13 protein-coding genes and 1 pseudogene are annotated in these 19,995 nt (G+C 60.6%); 8 read left to right on the top strand and 6 right to left on the bottom strand.

Annotated features, from left to right (window positions below; all coding sequences use genetic code 11):
• Nucleotides 1-551: 551 nt before the first annotated feature.
• The 4 genes from IRZ31_RS11220 to IRZ31_RS11235 all read left to right on the top strand — a co-directional run bounded on the left by IRZ31_RS11220 (nt 552) and on the right by IRZ31_RS11235 (nt 5,649).
• The gene (locus IRZ31_RS11220) at nt 552-1,421 is read left to right on the top strand and encodes a hypothetical protein (RefSeq protein ID WP_297153491.1); all 870 of its coding nucleotides are present in this window, start codon (nt 552-554) and stop codon (nt 1,419-1,421) included.
• A 262-nt stretch (nt 1,422-1,683) separates the two neighbouring features.
• Nucleotides 1,684-2,265, top strand: coding sequence for a cob(I)yrinic acid a,c-diamide adenosyltransferase (locus IRZ31_RS11225; RefSeq protein ID WP_297153494.1), 582 nt, complete (start codon nt 1,684-1,686; stop codon nt 2,263-2,265).
• A gap of 124 nt (nt 2,266-2,389) precedes the next feature.
• On the top strand, nt 2,390-2,980 hold the full coding sequence (locus tag IRZ31_RS11230) for a sigma-70 family RNA polymerase sigma factor (RefSeq protein ID WP_297153497.1): 591 nt from the start codon (nt 2,390-2,392) through the stop codon (nt 2,978-2,980).
• Nucleotides 2,977-5,649, top strand: a complete 2,673-nt coding sequence (locus IRZ31_RS11235; protein ID WP_297153500.1) for a hypothetical protein — start codon at nt 2,977-2,979, stop codon at nt 5,647-5,649. The genes IRZ31_RS11230 and IRZ31_RS11235 overlap by 4 nt, the downstream gene beginning before the upstream one ends.
• Nucleotides 5,650-5,788: 139 nt before the next feature.
• On the opposite strand, the gene IRZ31_RS11240 is transcribed toward IRZ31_RS11235, so the two are convergent.
• From IRZ31_RS11240 to IRZ31_RS11255, 4 genes are all read right to left on the bottom strand, one after another.
• Nucleotides 5,789-6,568 carry a PHP domain-containing protein gene (locus IRZ31_RS11240; RefSeq protein WP_297153502.1) on the bottom strand — a complete coding sequence of 260 codons (780 nt, stop codon included), beginning with the start codon at nt 6,566-6,568 and terminating at the stop codon, nt 5,789-5,791.
• Nucleotides 6,569-6,581: 13 nt separating this feature from the next.
• Nucleotides 6,582-7,805 carry an FAD-dependent oxidoreductase gene (locus IRZ31_RS11245; protein ID WP_297153505.1) on the bottom strand — a complete coding sequence of 408 codons (1,224 nt, stop codon included), beginning with the start codon at nt 7,803-7,805 and terminating at the stop codon, nt 6,582-6,584.
• A 5-nt stretch (nt 7,806-7,810) separates the two neighbouring features.
• Nucleotides 7,811-8,533 (bottom strand): O-methyltransferase, encoded by a 723-nt coding sequence (locus IRZ31_RS11250; RefSeq protein WP_297153508.1) that lies wholly within the window; start codon nt 8,531-8,533, stop codon nt 7,811-7,813.
• A 216-nt stretch (nt 8,534-8,749) separates the two neighbouring features.
• Nucleotides 8,750-13,273, bottom strand: a complete 4,524-nt coding sequence (locus IRZ31_RS11255) for a DUF6788 family protein (RefSeq protein ID WP_297153511.1) — start codon at nt 13,271-13,273, stop codon at nt 8,750-8,752.
• Nucleotides 13,274-13,707: 434 nt separating this feature from the next.
• Between IRZ31_RS11255 and IRZ31_RS11260 the strand changes: the two genes are divergently transcribed.
• From IRZ31_RS11260 to IRZ31_RS11270, 3 genes are all read left to right on the top strand, one after another.
• Nucleotides 13,708-16,047 carry an ATP-dependent RecD-like DNA helicase gene (locus IRZ31_RS11260; RefSeq protein WP_297153513.1) on the top strand — a complete coding sequence of 780 codons (2,340 nt, stop codon included), beginning with the start codon at nt 13,708-13,710 and terminating at the stop codon, nt 16,045-16,047.
• A 233-nt stretch (nt 16,048-16,280) separates the two neighbouring features.
• Nucleotides 16,281-17,171: a sulfurtransferase gene (locus IRZ31_RS11265; RefSeq protein WP_297153516.1), complete on the top strand. Its 891-nt coding sequence runs from the start codon at nt 16,281-16,283 to the stop codon at nt 17,169-17,171.
• A 261-nt stretch (nt 17,172-17,432) separates the two neighbouring features.
• On the top strand, nt 17,433-17,906 hold the full coding sequence (locus IRZ31_RS11270) for an iron-sulfur cluster assembly scaffold protein (RefSeq protein WP_297153519.1): 474 nt from the start codon (nt 17,433-17,435) through the stop codon (nt 17,904-17,906).
• 96 nt (nt 17,907-18,002) lie between these two features.
• On the opposite strand, the gene IRZ31_RS11275 is transcribed toward IRZ31_RS11270, so the two are convergent.
• Nucleotides 18,003-18,692, bottom strand: coding sequence for a uracil-DNA glycosylase family protein (locus IRZ31_RS11275; RefSeq protein ID WP_297153522.1), 690 nt, complete (start codon nt 18,690-18,692; stop codon nt 18,003-18,005).
• Nucleotides 18,682-19,317 carry a flavin reductase family protein gene (locus tag IRZ31_RS11280; RefSeq protein WP_297153525.1) on the bottom strand — a complete coding sequence of 212 codons (636 nt, stop codon included), beginning with the start codon at nt 19,315-19,317 and terminating at the stop codon, nt 18,682-18,684. The genes IRZ31_RS11275 and IRZ31_RS11280 overlap by 11 nt, the downstream gene beginning before the upstream one ends.
• A gap of 352 nt (nt 19,318-19,669) precedes the next feature.
• Here IRZ31_RS11280 and IRZ31_RS11285 point away from each other — a divergent pair.
• Nucleotides 19,670-19,995 (top strand): annotated as a pseudogene (locus IRZ31_RS11285) (hypothetical protein); the annotation flags it as partial.

A 19,995-nucleotide genomic window follows, 5' to 3' on the forward strand; every position in this document is an offset into this window, starting at 1 on the left:
AAGTAAGAGATCCAACAAAGCAAGGCTCCAGTAACATTTAACCTCCGGCAGAGCAGGCAGCCCCGGACCAGCTTCCGGCCCTGAGCCTGCTCGCCCAGCTGCTAGAAAGAGCGTATGTAGACCAGGCAGATCGCTGGCGGCGACGAGTGCCTGCAGCATGCCTCAACGGTGAGGCGGCCCGGCCCCAGTTGCCGTCGCCATGCTCGGTCTCCCTCAGATCACTCAGATGGCTCTCCCCCGACCTCCCCTCAGATGCCCTTATGGGGCCGTGGCCGTGAATGCAGAGGCAGGGACTCGTGGCGAAGGAGATGATCCCCCAGCGAGAGGTTACCACAGAAAACATCGAGCAGCCTCCTTTCCTCTCGTGGCAAACAAGGGCCAGCTTGCTTCTTGTTCTTTGGTTGCTGCCCCACCACGGCTTCAGCCGCCGGCCTGGGACCAGGTGAGAGGCAGTCTGGCCGTGGGCTTGCGTCTCTCAGTGAGAGCAGGTAGAATCAGCTACATATGGCCGGGTCAAAGCTTGCTGCGGACAGGGGGACACAAGGAGAAGAGTGAACACACCGCTCTCAGGGTCAAATTCCTCGATCCCGGCGCGGCCCGTGCGCGACAGCAGCCCCCGCCGTTTAATGGTCACTACCGGTGTGGTGATCTTTGCCATCCGCGACTGGACACTCTGGGTGCTGCTACGTGAAGGGCCGTGGGGACCGCCTATGCGCCTTGTGCTCAGTAATGAGACCGTGACCGAGGCGGTGCTTCGCACGCTGCAGGCGGTGCTGCTCTGGCCCGATGAGGCTACCTTGCTGCAGCTAAAAGCGGGCTGGGTAGAGCAGCAGGTCTACGTCTGGGGCAGCGCCGAGCAAGGGGCTGCTGTCTCCCTGATTCATAGTGTACTCCTGCGCGCCAATCGCGATGAGCTGCGCCCTAACTTGCACCGCCACCCTGTTCCAAGTTTGCGTGTCCAATGGACCCCCGTGGCCGAGGTCGAGTCGGGTCAGCGCCAGCTTGACCCCGAAGCTCGCCCCGTGCTGGAGATGGCGCTTAATACCTTACGCTCGGAGATTCAGCGCAATCCCGAGCTGGTGCTGCGCTACCTGGCCGATATGGCAACTCCGAACCGCGATAGTATTGAGTGGTGGCGCCAGGAAACCCACACCGCTCTCAGTAAGGAGACACGCCCGCTGCGCGCTCTCCGCGAACCTCCCAGCGGCGACGGGACACTAACATTGGCTGAGGCGACGCTACTCTACCGTGCTTTCTTTCCTCCCGATGAGCAAATCGATCTCTCCAACCTGCGTCGTCGCTTTCTGGCTACCAATACCCTGGAACCTTTGGATGAAGAACGTCCAGTGCGCGGACGCGAGCTAGACTGGCGCCGCGTGAGCCGCGTCTATCGCTACCGCGGTCGCTCCACAGACAACTGATCTGTGCTATAGTTAGTGAGGGTCAGCGAGGGGCAGAGACCGGCCAGGCAGTCGCTGACTGGCAGGCAACCGAAAGAGCACGGGTCTATCACGGTTTCGCCTACGGTCTTTTCATAGTTCGCTTGCTATTCGGCTGAATGTGCTTCAGGCTCTGGCTGAAGGCGCTTCTCGCTATGACTCAGACAGGTCGGGACCGAGAGGACAAGCCAAAGAGCAAGAAAAGGAAGGCCAACAAGCAAGCAAGAGAGGAGAGTGGCAAGCAATGGCCAAAGTGACAACCCACGGCGGCGATACGGGCTATACCGGGCTACTCGGGGAGCAGCGCGTCCCGAAGTACGATCCGCGCCCTGAGACCTTCGGCACGATCGATGAAGCCACGTCCGCGCTTGGACTGGCGCGCGCTGTGGCCAGGGATCCACGAGTCAAGGACCTCATCTACCGCCTCCAGCAAGATCTCTATCTGTTAATGGGGGAGCTGGCTACGCCCCCAGAAAATTATGAGAAGATCGGGCTACGCATCACCGCTGAGCATGTGCAGCGCCTGGAGGCGGAGGCCGAGCAGCTGAAGCGTGAGGTAGAGATCCCAAACCGCTTCATTATTCCCGGCGATACTCTCGATGGAGCGGCCCTTGATTTTGCTCGCACTGTGATCCGCCGCGCCGAACGCCTGGCAGTAAAGCTGCTCCACGACGGCGTAATCCATAATGGCGAGGTGATTCGCTATCTGAATCGCCTTTCCGACGTGGTTTTTATCCTTGCGCGCTTTGTTGAGGTACGCTCTTCACTGGCAACGTTGCCAGGAACAGAACCACGCCAGGCGCCTGACTCACCCACAGCCGAGTAGGCCCTATTCGCCCGTTGACACTTTTTCCCTGGCCAGGTCTGGCTAACTGCAACAAAATGGCCCGCCCGTGCATTATCCCCTTAGGAGGAATCCAATTTTTCCTTTCACCTGGTGATGGGAACATATGAAGACTCTGGAAGACGAGTCTCGGCTGACGATCGAGGCCTGCCACGGCTCAACAGCAGCCTTCGAGGCTCTGGTACTCTATTACGAGCCGCGCATCAGGCGCATGCTCTATAGTCTAACACATGATATACAATTAACTCAGGATCTCTGTCAGGAAACCTTCCTGGCAGCTTTTCGCGCTTTGCCACGAATGAAGGGAGAGGAACTGCAGTTCGCCCCCTGGATCTACCGTATTGCCTTGAATCAGCTGCGCAGCGAGTGGCGTCGCCGTCGTCGCATCACCTGGGTTCCCTTCACCAGTCCCGTGGGCCAGGGTGATGATTTCTCAGAACCTCCGCCCGAGGAGGCTCTCGTCAGCGATGAGCGCTTCGAGGAGCAGATAATGGAGCGTGATCTGGTGGCTCGTGTGCTGGCTCAGCTTCCGCCGGCTTCCGCGGCTTGCCTGCTCTTGGATGCCGAGGGCTTCTCTTATCGGGAGATCGCCGAGATCACACAGGATTCGCTGCCAGCAGTGCGCAGCCGCCTGGCCCGCTCACGTCAGGCGTTTCAGCAGGCATACAAACGGCTTGATCGAGGAGGCCGGTCATGAAGCGAAAAGAGCGACCAGATTCACGATCATGTCCTCTCAGTATCCACTGTCTGCGTCTGCTCGATGAGCTGGATATGCCAACGACGCCGGCAAACGCTGAGGGCGAGCCAGTGACTTCGTCTCTCCACAGGGACGAGTTCGAGCTGCTGAGTCGACTGCGGCGTCACCTTCCTGAATGCCAGATCTGTTCTAGCCTCGTTGCTCAGGCGCGCCATGAGCGTGATCATCAGCGCCAGTTGCTGCGTCAGTTCCTGGAGGATGCTGAGCGCCGTACGCCTTCAACTAAGGAGCTGATCATGCAAGCGATCCGCTCTAGTCAGACACCGGCTGAGACGGAACAGGAGCTGCTGGCAACGCTCAACCACGCCGACCACGGTGGCCAGAACCACCATCGCCGGCCCCCTTTTGCTGTATTAAGCCGGCTTCCCGAACTGACCGCTCAGCACCCTACCTCTGCTCGCTCCTCGCGGCGCTCGCCACTGCTGGAAACGCTGGCCCTGGTGGCAGTCATCCTGGTAGTACTCCTGTCAACCGGCAGTCTAGGTTATCTCTTGCTACGTCATACTTCTTCCCAGGCGCCTGCCTCCTCGTCCCCAGCAGCTATCTCTGTGAAGGCTACTTACCAGAGCCTGGCCTGGAAGGCGATCGCGATAGTCGATCCCTTCCCCGATAGCACTGGTCGCTATCCACTCTATAACTATGATCCTTTCAGCGGTCAGAAGCGTCTCCTGACCAGCTCCTGCTGTGACTCCACTTCCGCCGTCGACGGCATCGCCCATAGCGGGCGCGATCTGCTTTATCACGACACGGTGGGGCAGACGCATCTCTTCCGGACACTTTCCCATCCTGAGCCGCTCTTTAGCTGCAGCTGCAGCCAGAGCAGCGCCGTCTGGACAACTGATGACAGCCATCTCCTGATCAATGCTGGTAGCGAGCTTTTCCTGGTCAACCTGTCCGGTAACAGCGAACCAATCTATTCCTCAGATTTATTACAAAATAGCACACTCTCATTCTACTACAACGATTTTCTATTCTTTATACATCAGGAAACAGAAGAAGAGGTGCTATATCGCCTCGATCTAGCTAATGGGGAAATACGATCAATCGCGTCCCGGCCCCTGACAGCGGATCAAGGTATATCCACCGCCAGGAGACGCGATGCGTGGTTGCTTAACCCAACCGGCTCGACGATCTACTACAGCGCGGGCAGTGGCCCGGAAGCGACCCTTTACATGGTCAATAGCGATGGGAGCAATCTGCACTCGCTCAATCGACACGGTATCCCGCTCGGCTTCGCTGAGGATAACCATCTGCTTTTCTTGCAGGAGGCTCACGGCGCCTTTGAGGTGCGTAAGCTGGGCGCTACCCCCCAACAAGATCAGCTTGTGGTGGTCAACGCTGCCCCAGGGGCCAACAGCGTCGTGGCCGGCGGGCTAGCTCTCGCTCCCTACGGCTGGGCCTTGCTGACGGAGGCCCTTTATCCCGATCATTCACTGCGCCTCTGGGTGACAAACTTGATGACGCACGCTCAAAAACTGCTCCTCTCAGTGCCTGCGGCTCAGGTCGCGTATCCAGGCACGCCCCAACTGGTCGGTTGGGATCAGCTGCCCGTGAACGATGAGGCTACTCCCACTCCCTCTATGAGCCAGATTCCAGGGAATATCTCGACGGATGATTGGAACGGCCTGTTGCTGGTCTCGGGCAACCAGAGCGGGCAGCTAACTGTCAGCAACTATAACTATGCCAGCGGGCAGCTGCTGCAGCTGCTCTCGGCCTTACCAGCCCAGACGGAGATCGATGGCATCTCGCCCGATGGCAGCTCCCTGGCTTATCACATCCCGAGCACGTCTCAGACGGATTACTACGTTGTGGATCTGCGCATGACGCCGCCACTCATACGCTTCCACTATCATGTCTCTGGCAGCGGTGGCAACGCTATTTGGCTCAATGCTCAAACGCTGCTGCTCAATACACCCACCGCTCTGCTACAGGTCAATATGCAGCAATTGCGGCCCAAGCCGGTCATGGCCACGCTACCAGACACACGCCTGACCTTCTACAGTGCACCGTACTTGTACTTTGTGGGGCGCGTCGGCAGCAACCAGCAAGCACTTTTCCGCTTGCCCCTCGGGGGAACATTTGATCAGCGGCAGGCAATCACGCCGCCGCTTCAGCAGGTCAGCACCGATTTCTGGCTCAGCCCTGACGGGCGCACTATCTACTACACCAATTACCATTCTGAGGCCCCGGGTATCTACGCCGTTGACAGCGATGGAGGGAACCGCCATCGTCTGCGCCCTTGGGGAGTCCCCATCGGCTATGCAGAGGATAACTCGCTCATGGTCATGCGCTATCGCCAGGGCCGCTTTGAGGTGGTAAAGCTGGGTCTGACCCCAGCCCAGGACCAGGTGCTGCTGCAGGATGCCGCCCCCGGCGCGCGCACACTCTGCACGGGTCGATCCGTCTCAGCGACGCCGGTCGATGCCGAGCTAATCTGCTCGAACAATGTAGCCCTGGCCCCCTACGGCCATCACCTGGTTGTGCAAGCCTACTACCCTGATGGGCATTCCACTCTGCTGGCCTATAATCTGGACAATGGCCAGCAGCTCTCAGCTCAGACTACAGAGACGAGCAAGCTGGTCGGCTATAACCGCTATCCGCCTGCCTGAGCTAAAGCAAGCGTTTCTGTCTACTTCTAGGGCGGGCTGACCTCCGATCAACGAGGATCGGATCAGCCCGCTCACTCAAACGCCGCCAGGACGACTGGCGGCTTCAGGCGTTCCGGCTCCCTTTCCGATCCGCGCTTCCTCAGAGGCGGTACTCCTCAGCGCTCATATTGCGCCAGATACGAATCCGCTGAATGCCGGCCTCGCGCAGCAGCTGCTCACTGGCCTCGTGGCTGGTGGCCAGACTCGACGGATAATGAGCATCTGAGCCGACGCTCACCGGCGTTCCCTGCAAAGCACAGGCCCGCACGAGACGGCGCACTAGCTGGGGATAGGTGGCGACATCGAAGCCATTGATTTCGAGGGCCACATCACAACGTGTGGCCTCGGCAGCGAGCTGCTCCAGCTCCTCATCGATATTGGCGGGCAGGTGCCGATTCTCAACGAACAATCTCACTGGATGACTGACAACACTAAAGAAGCCCGAGCAGACAGCCTGACGCAGCAACTCCATATAGCGCTGCCAGGCTCGCTCTGCCTGGGCCGCTTCCCCCCAGCCTTCCTCGTTCTCTAACTGTTTTCCGTCAATCTCATGAACCGAGCCAATGAGAAAATCCCAAGGGTAGCCCTGCAGCAGCTCACGCACTGCCTCAATTTTGCCAGGAATAAAATCGATCTCCAATCCCAGACGGACGTCGAACCGCAGAGCCTGCCCCGCCTCCTGCACACTCTCAATATAGTCAACCAGGGCCATCTCTGGTCCCTCCAGCGGCATATGCGCAAGGAGCGGACGTATCTCGCGCATCTGAAAGACATGCTCAGAGAGACCCAGCACGCGCAATCCTCGCTCCCGAGCCTCGCTCACCATCGCTCTTGCTGAACTACGGGAAACATGGCTATGAAAGTCCGTATCAATCGTCATTGCTCTCCTCTGTTTACAGTAGCCGTGTCGCAGGCAGCAGCCGGCCCTCGCGGAAGCGCTGGAGGCCGAACTGCTCGATATCGAGCATACTGCTTTTGCCAGTGATCAGATAGTCGATCAGGAGCTGTGCCGCCAGTGGAGCATGCATCAAGCCATGCCCAGAGAAGCCGCAGGCGCAGAGGAAGCCTTCGACCTCGGTGGGACCCAGCACCGGGTGCTCATCCGGCGTCATCTCATAGAGGCCGGCCCAGGCCCTTCTGAGACGTAGACCAGCTAGCGCCGGAAAGCGGCGGGTGATGACACGCTCTATCTGGGGCCAGACGCCAGGATCAAGCGTCAGGTCAAAAGCCGTCATCGCCAGAGCATGGCTGGCCGCCTGTTCTTCGGGAGACGGCTGATGGGGCAAACCCAGGAGGAGGCCACCATTGCGCCAGCGAAAATGGAAACCTGTTGCCTGGTCTACCACCATCGGTAGCTCGACTGGCAGCCCGGCGACCGCCTCGCAGAGATAGAGCTGACGCCGTAAAGGATAGACCGGGAGATCATTGATCCCGACCAGGCGTGCCGTCAGGGCCGCATAGACACCAGTGGCATTGATGACCAGAGGCGTAGCAAGCCTTCCCTGCGAAGTCTGCACGGCTTGCACGCGCCCCCGAACCGTCTGAATGGCCAGGACAGGACATTGCTCGTAGACCTCCACGCCCAGCCGACGCGCTGCCCCCATGAGCGCGCGCGTCATGGCTGCGGGGTCCGTGTAGCCGTCGGTTGGGCAGAAGCTGGCGCCGCGCAGGTCTTCTGTGATCAGCGACAACCCCGGCCAGCGCGCCACCACCTCCATTGGCGTCAGTAGCTCGCTGGGGACACCAAGTCGCTGCTGAAGGGCAACATAGCCCTGCATAGCCCGCCAGACTTCATCGTCGCTGACCAGGAACAGGTAACCATACTGGTAAAATGGAGGAGGCGGCGGAGAGGCTGGAACCGCTTCGGCCTGCACCTCTGCAATGAACTGACGATAGAAGCGCAGACCCTCGCGCGCGAAGATAATATCCAGCTCGTCGGCGAACTGCTGACGTAGCCCTCCCGTAGCACGTCCAATCGAGCCAGAGGCCACAGTCTCGCGCTCCAGAACGACTACCTCACGCATTCCACGACGAGCGAGCTGATAGGCCAGGACCGCGCCCATAATGCCGCCGCCAATAATGGTGATGGCTGCCGTCCTGGTTGCGCCGCTCGCCACAGCGATCACCCCTCACGCACCAGGGTTATCGTGAACCCGTCGCGATAGCCCTCATCGATATTGAGGGCCAGCGAGAAGAGACGGGGATCGCTCGTAATGCGCCGACAATATTCGACAATGCCCGCCGTGACCTCATCCACAGGCTCGTGGATGAAGCGCCCATCCCGCAGGCAATTGTCGGCCACAATGATGGTGCCAGGATGGCTGAGTTGCAAGGCCCAGTCGAGATAGCGCGGATAGGGCGGCTTGTCAGCATCGATAAAGATCAGGTCAAACGGTCCTGCGCCTTCATCAACGAGTGCAGGGAGCAGTTCCAAGGCCCGCCCAAGACGGATCTCTACTCGTTCGCTCACGCCAGCATGCTCAAAGACACGACGCGCGATGCTCGCATGCTGGGGATTCATCTCTAGCGTGATCAGGCGCCCATCCGGTGGCAAGGCACGCGCCAGCCAGAGACCGCTATAGCCCCCCAGCGTGCCAATCTCCAGGATGGTGCGGGCTTGAGAGACCAGCGCCAGAAACTGCAAGAGCTTGCCCTCGATAGGGGAAATATTGATCTGCGGCAGCCCGGCCTCTGCGCTGGCCTGGAGGGCATACCGCAGCGCTTCGTCCTCCGGGGCAAAGACTCGATTAATCTGCTCCTCAAGTTCATGCTGGATCTGCACCAGCCGGCGCAGACTCAGCAACTCTTCCTCAGCCGTTGGCTGTTGCTCACGAATTTCGCTCAAGTTGCTCTGCTCCTTTATCTGGGCATGATCTGCCGCCGCCCGGTGAGCCGAAGCGCCCGGCTCTTGAGAGCAGCGCCAACATCACAGGTAGCCAGCACCGAGAGAATTTCCTAGCCTTGTTGACGCTTTCGCTCCTGACCTGTCCTCATTGTATGGTTGTCGATCAGCCAGTGTCAACCTGACCTCAGCTTAGCGCCCAAGCCAGCAGGAGACAGCTCAAGGCATGGCCTTGAGAGCAGCGGCCAGGAGAGGCAACGATGGCCAGGTAGCAAGGAGAGTCTCGGCCCACTGGAGATCAATAGCGGCCTGCGCTCGCCCAAAGAGCGTCTGCGCTTCTTTCAGGTAGGAACGGGCCTTAGCCTGCTGCTCGTTCCCGCACTGTCTGGCCCCTAGAAGAGCCAGATGGACACCATAGCTATGCAGAGTGCGCGCATAATCGAGGGTCAGCTCGCTCTCCTCAAAAATACGAGCTGCTCGCTCAAAGTGGGCAGCCGCAGCCTCGTCCTCTCCCTGAACCGCGAGGATGCGAGCCAGCAGACGATGAGCATGACCCAACGTCAGGCGATTCTCCTGTCGATCGGCCCTGGTCAGCAGATCCAGAGCCACTTGTCTGGCAACCTCCAGGCGATCGAGCAGGAAAGCCACGCTGGCTTGCAGATAGCGCCCCTCTAAAGCTACCTCGGCATCCAATCCTTCGTAGTACAGTGCGCGCTCTAAGGCCCGTTGACCTCGCAGAAGCAAACGGCGATAGAAACAACTCTCGCGGCAGTCATGTTGCTCCAGGCGAGAGCCAGCGGCAGAGGACTGGCGTTGTCGCAGGCATGCCAGGCAGGTGGCGCTGGCCTGAGCCAGCCGCACTTCGGCCAGCACAATGCGAGCATGAGCGATTGTGCGCGCGTGCCCGATGGCCCGGCCAGTCAGCAAGGAGCGCTGGATGCAGTGCAGGGCCTCATCGAGCTTGCCTTCACTTTGCAAAGTCTCAGCCAGGGCAATATTGCACCAGGCCATGTGTTCGCGCTCCTGGGTCCGCTCGGCCAGCGCAAGGCTGCGCCGGAAGCAGGCTTCGGCCTCGCGCAGATCTCCACAGCGACGGGCCAACTCGCCCAGGTTGCCCGTGACAAAGGCCATATTGGGGAGATCGCCGGTGCGCTCCGTCAATTCCAGCGCCCGCCGCATGTAGGCCCGTGCCGCCTGATGATCGGCTACCAGGGCATGGGCCGCCCCTAGATTACCGCAGATCTGAGCCATAGCCATCAGACACTCATGCTGCTCATAGATGGTCAAAGCTGTATGCAGGTGCTGCAACGCTTCGCTCGGATGGCCCAGCCGCGCAGCGATCACTCCGAGGGTCTCATGGGCATGGCCCAGCTCCAGCGGGTCACCAGCTATGGCGCGCTCACTCAGCGTTGGCAGCTCCTGACCTGCAGCCATCGGCGCCGGTCCCTGTCTCATTGCCTTCTCTAGCATATCCAGCATCTGCGCAACCTGACGGCGCGCCTCATCATAGTTGCCCTCCAGGGCCGAAAGGTTGCCTTCTTGCAAGAGGAGGCAGGCGCTGGCCGGACTCTGCAGAGCGTCGGCCTCGCGCAACGCGCGCTTCCCCTCTTCGAGGCAGTGACGGGCCTGAGCAAAATCGCCGGTCCTGAGCCAGGCCAGGCTCATCTCACGCCAGATGATGGCCTGAATCTGGGCTTCGTGCTGACGTCGCCTGTGCAGTTGTTCCCCGTCTGGCCGCGCTGGCTGGCGGTGCTCCCAGGTCTGTAGCGAGCGCTGGCGCAGAGCCAGCACGCGCGCATAGAGGCGGCGCGCCTCGCTGTAGTTCCCTTGCATCATGCAGCACTCGCAGACATGCTCTAAGAGACGCGCGAAGTGAAGCAGCTCCTCCTCACCAGCGCTCGGCAGGAGCTGATCGAGTGAGGGAGCGGGATCGGCGTCGGCCTCGGGCGGCAGGTAATCGACGCTTACTACGGCTTGACGCTCCAACGGGGGCGGGGGTGGCGCTCCGGCCAGGGCCAGCAGAGCCAGACGATAATAGTACTGGGCTTCACCGTAGGCGGCCAGTCGATAGGCCCGATTGGCCGCCCGCTCAGCATAGCGCGCAATGCGGCTGCCGTCGCTGGCTCCACGGATTAAATGGTAGGTCACCGCCGCCGCTACCTCCTCCTCGCGCTGGGGATTGAGCGTCAGCAGGGCCTCAGCTGCCCGACGATGAAGCTGAATGCGGCGCGCCACCGAGAGACTCTGATAGAGATGGCTTTCAATGAGCGGGTGCCAGAAGTGATAGCTCACCTGCCTGCCGTTCTCTTCTTCAATCAGAAGGCCGGCGCGCAGGGCCTCCTCCAGGAGATCCAGCACCTGCTCCTCCTGTGGATGAGGGAGCTGGCCGCTGTCCATGAAGAGCAAATGGCTGAATTCGAAGGGCGCCCCGAAGACTGCCGCCTTACTCAGCAGTGTCTGACAGGCTGTGCTGAGCTTGCTGAGACGCCGATCAAGCACGGCGGCGATGGTCGCGGGAAGCGCAAGTCGGCCCTCTCCTGCACCTGCAGCGGCCTGCCCCGCTGAGGCCGCCCCCCCTTCGCTGGCTTCGCGCTCCAGATAACGCGCCAGCTCTTCGGCGAAGAAGGGATTTCCGTCCGCCTGCGTCTGAATACTGTGTACGAGACGGGTCGGCAAATGAGAAACGAGCTGCGCAATCTGCGCCGCCGTCAGTGGTTGGACCGGCAGCGTCAGGAGAACCTGCTCACGCTGGAGATCGTTGATGAGAGTGCGCAGGGTATGGGTCGGCAACAGCTCCATGTCGCGGCAGGTCCCCAGCAGCAGAATCGGCTGCTCACGCAGATGACGCGCGAGATAGCTGAGCAGCTCCAGACTACTCTCATCGGCCCAATGAAGGTCATCGAGGACTAAGAGAAGAGGTGTACGCCGGCTGAGAGCTGAGAGCAGGCTATGTGTGGCCTCCCAGAGATGGAGGCGCTCTTGTTCTACTGGTAAGGCCAGCGGCGCTACCCCAGGCTGCAGCAATTCATGTAATTCGGGCAGTAAGGTGCAGAGACGCTGCAGGTGAGAGGTAGAGAGGCCCAACTCCATCAGGACCTGGGAGGTTGAGAGCGCCTGAGCAGCCAGTCGGCTCTGCAAGAGCGTACGCAGCAGCTCGACCCAGGGGCAGTAAGGAATGGCCCCTTCCTGCTCATAGGAGCGGCTCCAGACCACCTGCCACCCCTGGCGCCCAGCCTCGTCGCTCAGCTCCTCGGCGAGGCGCGTTTTACCAATACCCGCCTCGCCGGTCAAAAGCAAGAAATGAGGTGAAGAGAGCGACGGCTCCGGTGTTGGGATTTGTTGAGCGTCCACCGGCTCCGGGACAAGACTATCCTCGCTGCCCGAGCTTTCGCTGGAGCGGGCCGGGCCCAGGGTGGACAGCAGTTGCCGCATGATCGCTAATTCACGCTCACGCCCGATCAGCGGTGTCCGTTTATGGCGTCCCGAGGGGAAGTGGGGATTGGTCACGGCTCGCACAGACGCAGTCGGCCCGGCGGAGCGACCAATAACTGGAGACTGCGCAGTATCGAGGTGGGCGCCAGCCTGAAGAGCCACAGCAGCAGACGAGTGGGACGATGATGAAGCAGCCCCAGGCCCTGTGAGGGCTGGTGAGGTAGCAGCGACAGTCGCTGGCCCTAGCTCCCCGCTGCGCAGGGCTTCATAGAGACGACGCGTCTCGGGCAGCGGCTCGCTGTCATACTCGCGCTCCAGTACCTCGGTCAGGCGCTGATAAGCCTGCAAGGCTTCGATGCGCCGATCCAGGCGCATCAGAACCATCATCAACTGGCGTACCGCTGTCTCATGGGTGGGATCGCTCATCAGTAGCCGGTCCAGCGGTTCAATAGCGCTGGCCAAGGCTCCACGCCGGACTCGCAGCTCGGCAAGCTGCAGCAGCATCCCCATCCAGCGACGGCGCAGCGCTTCCCGTCGGGGCTGAGCCCACTCTGAATAGAGTTCCTCAACCAGAAAGTCACCGCGGTAGAGGGCCGCCGCCTCCTCTAGTAGCCGCTCAATCTGCAAGGGATCAGCCGACTGCTCAGCCTGCCTGATCTTCTGCTCAAACTCATCGGCATCAACCCAGATGACGCTTCCGTCGGCCAGCTCCAGCACCTCATGCTGAAGGCGCAAGAGCGTCGAGGAAGCCGGACGCCGGATCTCTGGCTCTAGCAACAGGCGCAACTCATGGACGGCACCGTTGAGACGATTGGCCGCCGTTTCGCTGTCAAGATCAGGGTCAGGCCAGAGCGCTTCCATGACCTGCTCCCGTCCCATGCGACGCAAGGGATGACACAACAGGCAGCCCAACAGGGCACGGGCCCGCCGCCGCTGCCAGCGCCGTCCATCATCCTCAACCCAACCGCTACCACTGTGTCGCTCCACCCGAAACTGACCAAGGACATAAATGCGCAACAGCGGCCTGGTTTCGCCTCGCCCGCTACGACGCTCGCGCTCCCCTATCACAACGGCACGACCTCCTGCGGCTGCCGGCGCCCGCCGCGCGGAGACAGAGACTGCCGATAGCCGCTGACCCACCTGCTCCACCTCCGCTGGCAGCTGCGCCCCAATATACTTGCTCACAGTGCGCCCGTTCTCGCTCCAATAGGCATACCAGTAAGGGCCATGTCCTGCTCCCTCCCGGCATTTCCGGCAGCGCTGCTTGCCGCAGCGCGTGTACTGCTGACGATAGGTCACCTTGCTCTCCATCGAGTCCTTTCCCTCTGGCCCAGGCCATTGGTCGAGGTCAGTTGCATCGACTCTCTATCCTTGCCGCACTACGAGAAGCACTAGCAGCGTCGTAATAGCTACCAACAAGAAGAAACACGCTCATAGCCTGTTTTACTGATGCATCGGACTTCACAATGAGAGCTATCCCGTCATCAAGAAATATATACGAGTTCATTATAAGACGCCGACCGTTCTCATCAGTATTGGTTCCTTAACCAATAGCCCGATTGGACAGCCAGCGCCGCAGAGGAAACCGTTGTCTCTCCAGACCACTGCCCGCGCCGTTGACAGGGCCACGGCGGCAGGCTAAGATAGAAAGGTCACGCAGTGACTCACATCCTTGCTCATTCGCCTGCACCACTGCATCATCAGCAAGCAGTTCAGTCTCACGACCCGACCTGGAAGCGCCAGGTATGCCAACACTTGAAGGCTCTATTGAGAGCATCGTTTTTCATAACGAGGAAACACACTACACCGTTGCACGTTTTCGCCCCAGCACCGGTACTGGCCGCGGCTCGTCCCGTTCGTCTCGCGACGGTCTGCTCACCATCGTCGGCACTCTACCGGGAGTGCGAGCCGGCGAGGTGCTGACTGTAGAAGGTGTCTGGGAATACGATCCGCGCTACGGCCACCAGCTCCATGTGACGAGCTTTAGCCAACGCCTGCCCACGAGCACCGAGGGCATCATTCGCTACCTCAGCTCCGGCCTGATTAAGGGCATCGGCCCTAAAAAAGCCCGCACTCTTGTTGAACACTTTGGCGAGCAGACGCTGGCGATTATTGAGCAGCAGCCCGAGCGCCTGGCCGAGGTGCGCGGCCTCAGCGAGAAGGATCGCGCGCGCATCATCGCCGCCTGGACCCAGCAGCAGGAGATGAAGGAAGTGCAGCTTTTTCTGCAGACCCATGAGATTTCACTGCATCTGGCCAGCCGCATCTATCGCCAGTACGGGGGTGAGAGCGTCAGGGTAGTGCGTGAGAATCCCTATCGGCTGGTCCAGGATATCTATGGGATCGGCTTCCGTACAGCGGATGAGATCGCAACCCGGCTGGGACTGCCGCGCGACAGCCTGCCGCGCCTGGTGACGGGTCTGACCTACGTGCTGGCACAGGCGGCCAATGAGGCCGGCCATTGCTATTTGCCGGAGGATGAGTTGCTGCTGCAGGCACAGCATATCTTGCAGGTACCTCGCTCAGCACTGGAGCAGGCCCTGGAACAGGGGCAGCACGAGGGTGAACTTTTTATTGAGCCGGCCTCGTCTGACCCAGAGAGCAATGAACCAGACCCCGATTGGCCCCTCTTCAAGGACCTCGGATCAGCCTCTAGCACACCCGTTCAGGCAGAAACAGACTCCCTTCTGGCCTCGCCAGCAGCTCCTGCCAGAACATCCCAGCGACGGATCTACTACGGCCCCTTCTGGCACGCCGAACGCGGCTCCGCTCGCCTGCTTAAGCGGCTTCTGCGGGCACCCAGCCGACTGCCAGCAGTTGCACCAGCGCTCTGGGAACAGGTCTTTCATCATCTGGAGGCCAGGCGCCAGCTCCAGCTCACAGAGCGACAGCGCGAGGCTGTGCAGACGGCTTTTACGCGGAAGGTGAGTATTCTGACCGGTGGCCCCGGGACGGGCAAGACGACCTCGCTGCGCGCGCTACTGTTACTCCTGCGCCGTCAACGGGTGGAGGTGGCTCTTACGGCCCCTACCGGACGCGCTGCCAAGCGCCTCAGCGAGGCCACAGGTCTGCCCGCCCAAACGCTTCACCGCTTGCTAGAGTATACCCCTCACGACGGCACCTATCAGCGCCATGAGGAACGTCCCCTGAGCTGCCAGTTCGTCATTGTCGACGAGTGTTCAATGGTCGATATTCTTCTCTTCTACCATCTGCTCAAGGCCCTGCCGCCAGAGGCCCATCTGCTGCTCGTTGGCGACGCCGACCAGCTCCCGTCGGTTGGCCCGGGCAACGTACTGCGCGATCTCTTGCGCAGCGAGGTCATCCCAACCACTCACCTGACCGAGCTGTTTCGCCAGGCTCGCCAGAGTCGCATCGTGGTAAGCGCCCACCGCGTGAACGCTGGTCTCTTGCCCGTGGTCAAGAATGAGGAGGGTAGCGATTTCCTCTTTCTGCGCGAGAGCGATCCGCAGCGGGCCCGCTCCCTGATCCTTGACCTGGTGGAGCGCCTTCTGCCGACTCGCTACCACCTTCATCCGCGCGCCGACATCCAGGTGCTCTCGCCCATGTACCGCGGGCCACTCGGTGTGATTAGTCTCAACGAGTTACTGCAGCAGCACCTGAATCCACGCACCGAGGGCGAGCTGCTGCTAGGCAAGCACCGCCTGCGCGTCGGCGATAAGGTCATGCAGGTGCGTAATGACTACGATAAGGGGGTCTTCAACGGCGATCTCGGCTGGATACGCCGCATCGATCACCAGGCTGCAACCGTGACGGTCGAATTTCAGGAAGAGGCCGGTCCCCAGCTGATCGAGTACGAATTTGCTGAATTGGACGCGCTGACGCTGGCCTACGCGGTCACGATTCATAAGAGCCAGGGGAGTGAGTACCCGGCGGTCATTATCCCCCTCTTTTTGCAGCATGCTCCGCTGCTGCAGAGGAATCTCCTCTATACCGCTATCACGCGCGCTCGACGGCTCTGTGTTCTGGTAGGACAACGCCAGGCCCTGGAACAGGCCATCCGCAACGACCGCGTGGCGCAGCGCAATACCGCTCTGGCTGAGCGCCTGAGAGCTTTGCTAGAGTAACATTCCGTTTTCTCGCTGCTCACCTAAAAGCACGTTCGTACTTCAATAGCCCGAGCATGGCTTGCCTTGGGTCTCGCGCTGCGGTAGAATAGAAACTGAATTGACATAGTCAACTAACGCCTGGGTGCGCCGCCTGCTCTTCCCGAGAGTGGTGGCAGACGCGCACCGGGCTGGCTGCTCTCTTGTAGCTGTTATTCCATAGTATTCCGTAATGGAGTAGGGAGGACGATTCTATGCCAGAGACAGAGGCCACAACGGCGGGCCAGGGCCGGAGCACGCCCGCTGGTTACGCTCATCCCGAAGTCTTGGTGGAAACCGACTGGGTGGCGGAGCATCTCAACGATCCCAATGTGCGCATCATCGAGGCCGATGAGGATGTGTTGCTCTACGAGACCGGCCATATTCCTGGAGCTGTCAAGCTGGACTGGCATGTCGATGTCCAGGACCCGGTGACGCGCGATTTTGTTGACCGCGAGGGCTTCGAGCGTCTGATGCGCCGTTGGGGCATTCGCAACGACACGACGGTGGTACTTTACGGGGATCGCAACAACTGGTACGCCTGCTATAGCTTCTGGCTGTTCACGATGTACGGCCATAAGAATTTGAAGATTATGAACGGTGGACGCCAGAAGTGGGAGGCCGAGGGGCGACCGCTGACGAAGGAGGTGCCCCATTATGAGCCAAGCGACTACCAGGCGCCGGAACCGAACGAGTCGATTCGCGCCTTCCGCGAGGATGTGCTGGCCACCCTGCACAAGCCCGGCTACGGTCTGGTTGATGTGCGCTCGCCACAGGAGTATACCGGCGAGCTAATCCATATGGTAAACTATCCCCAGGAAGGGGCCCAGCGCGGTGGACATATTCCCGGGGCAAAAAATATCCCCTGGTCGATGGCTGCCAACCCTGATGGAACCTTTAAGTCCGCGGAAGAGCTGCGGAAGCTCTACGGCGAGCAGGGGATCACGCCCGATAAGGATGTGATTACCTATTGCCGTATTGGCGAGCGCTCCGCCCACACGTGGTTTGTGTTGACACAGCTGCTCGGCTATCCACGCGTGCGCAACTACGATGGCTCCTGGACTGAGTGGGGCAATATGGTGCGCGCGCCGATTGAGAAGCCCTGACTTGGGCTGGGTGAGCTGCCCGACATCAACAGCGGCAGCTGGTCTATTCTCCGCGCCAGCGCTGGCGCGGAGGGCCTGCCTGGACAGACAGAGCACCCAGGATGGAACGAGACGGGGCTATCCCCGGGCAGAGGAAGGTAGCGCGCCTGACCGCGGCTGTCAATCGTTTCGCCAGCGTCTCTTTATCGACGTCGTGGTTGTCCGCCTCTGCTGCAACGGTGGAGGCCCCGTTGCTTTTGCTGGAAAGTTCCGTGATGCCCTATGGACAGACAAGAAGCAATTGAGTTTCTGCTTGATCATTACGAGAATCCGCGCAACTATGGTCCTCTGGAGGAGGCCGATGTCAGCCTGAAGGGAGGCAATCCGGGTTGCGCCGATGTAATCACAATGTACGGGCGTTTCGATGAACAGGGCCGCCTGGCTCAAGTGCAGTGGGAGGGCGAAGGATGCACTATTAGCCGCGCCGCCGCTTCCTACGTGACCGAGTTGACGCGCGGAATGACGGCGGAAGAGATCGAGAACCTGAGCTTTGAGGATTTGATCGAGGATCTGGGGCGCGAGGTGGTGATGACACGCCCCACCTGCGCGACGCTGGCCTTGGGCACGCTGAAGCGCGGCGTACATGAGTACCGTATGCGCAAGCTCTCGCAGCAAAGTGATACACCTCAGCAGGCACAAGAGCAGTCGCAGTCACAACCCCAACACTCGCGATCAGAACAGCAACAGTCCTCCTGAGCAGCAGTCAGCCAGCCTCCCGACCTGGCCCACGGCTCTCTCTCATTGTACCTGAGACTCAACGGCAGACAGGGTAGTCAGAGAGGCGGCGAGCGACTACAGCCCTAGCTCGCGGCGCCAGTCGGCCAGGAGCGCCAGCGCGCGCTGGAGTTGCTCCCGATGCCGGGGGACATTGAGCCAGCGGCTGACCCCCGAGGGATGGGGCAAGGGGAGCCAGCGCCTGGCTTCCTCTACGCGCCCTGTACCGATGATCTCCTCTAGCTTGACTTTGCCCCAAAAGGCTTCAATGGCCATGAGGCCTACGAGTAAGACCACGCGTGGGCGGAGCAGGCGCAGCTCGGCATCAAGAAACGGGCGGCACAGGGCCAGCTCCTGGGGCGAAGGTCGGCGATCACCTTGCCCACGGGGAGCCGGTCCAGGATAGCAGCGTGTAAGCGAGCTAAGGTAGGCGTGCTGATGCAAGTAGCCTGGGGGAAAGCCCGCCTGCTCTAGCCAGGACTGCAGGATGCGCCCGCCCGGGCCGCCAAAGGGAATGCCGCGCTGCTGCGAACGCAGTCCGGGCGCCTGCCCTATGACCATCAGCCCCCCGATCAGTCCCTCGTGAAGCACTGGACTGACCACCGGTAGGGCCTGCTCCAGGTAGCCCTGGTCCTGGCAGCGACGGCACAGGCGCAAAGTTTCCTGCAGTTGCTTCAGCGCTTCAAGCTGCTTGAGGCGCTCCTGTTTCTCTCCTTCTCGCTGCCCTGATTCCTCATGCCGGAGCAAAGAGGCTTGTTCAGATAACATCGCTTGGCGCTGACAAGGATGAGAGGCTTGGCTGGGCATAATCGTTCGCCAGATGGCGATAGCGGCCCCGGTAATAGGCCAACGGCTGCTTGCCACCAGGTTGACCAGCCTCCCTATTGCCGTCCTGGAGCGTTCCCATGCCGGCAACCTGGGGCTCGTTGGCGGCGGCGTTCGCCCTGTCTGACGGGGGCTGATCAGCGGTTCCAAGGGCCACGACCTCACCTAGCAAAATCGCATGGTCGCCGCCCGGATAATCGGCCACCAGCCGCGCTTCCACAAAAGCCAGGGTCCCTTCGAGCAGCGGCGCCCCGGTCACGCCCAGATGATAGGCTGCATGGCAGAAGTAGCGATAGCGCTCCTCTGAGGGCAGGGCAAAGCAGCGGGCCAGCTCTTCCTGTTCCTCGCTCAAGATATTGACCGCAAAAATCTGACTCTCGCGAATGGCCTGCAGCGTTCGGCTCTTGAGGTCGATGCAGACAAGGACCAGCGGAGGGTCTAGCGAGACAGAACAGAAGGCGTTGACTGTCAGCCCCACCAGGCCGGCGCTGCCCCTCGTTGTCACGACCGTTACGCCTGTGGCGAACTGCCCCAGGACGTGGCGAAAGAATTCTCTGTCGATAGACATTTAACGGCTCGATCCCTCTTCTTCCTTCACCATCAGAAGCCAGCGAGGGAATTATGAGGCCACTTGTGCGCCGCCTCGGGGCATTGCAGCCTCATCGGCAGCCTCATCGCACGCACACAAGTATCGTTCCCTCATCTGCTCATCTGTAGTATCCGGGGCCTGTCGGCGCCTGACACTGGCCTTTCGGACAGAACTCCGTAGCAGAATCGTAGCATATGCGCCGCTTCTCTGCCAGCGACCAGGGACAAGAACAGCCCTGCTGAGCGCCTGCCTTCCTTGACAGGTGAAGTTCTAGCGCGTATAGTTACAGCGAAAGCGATAAGCAGTAGCCTAGCGACAGCCCCCCGACGGAATGAAGATCGAGAGCAGAACGACCGCAGAAGCGCCTGCACCAGCGACGACCACCGCTACAACCCTTGCTGACACTAAGGCCGTGCATGTCAGACGCCGTTTGACTCCCTTCGTCTTTACAGCTCTCTCGCTTCTGTTGCCGCTCACGCTGCTGGCAGCGGTGAGCGCTGGCTCGACGGCCATTCCTTTTGCGACTGTCCTGCAGATTCTGCTCAACGGTAGCCACCTTTTGCATTTCCGGGAGAGCTGGGACCCGGCTCTGACCATCATTATTTGGGATTTACGCCTGCCGGAGGCGCTGGGGGCAGCTCTGGTGGGGGCCGGGCT

This window comes from Thermogemmatispora sp. (assembly GCF_019683635.1).
In the GTDB taxonomy this organism is placed as follows: Bacteria; Chloroflexota; Ktedonobacteria; order Ktedonobacterales; family Ktedonobacteraceae; genus Thermogemmatispora.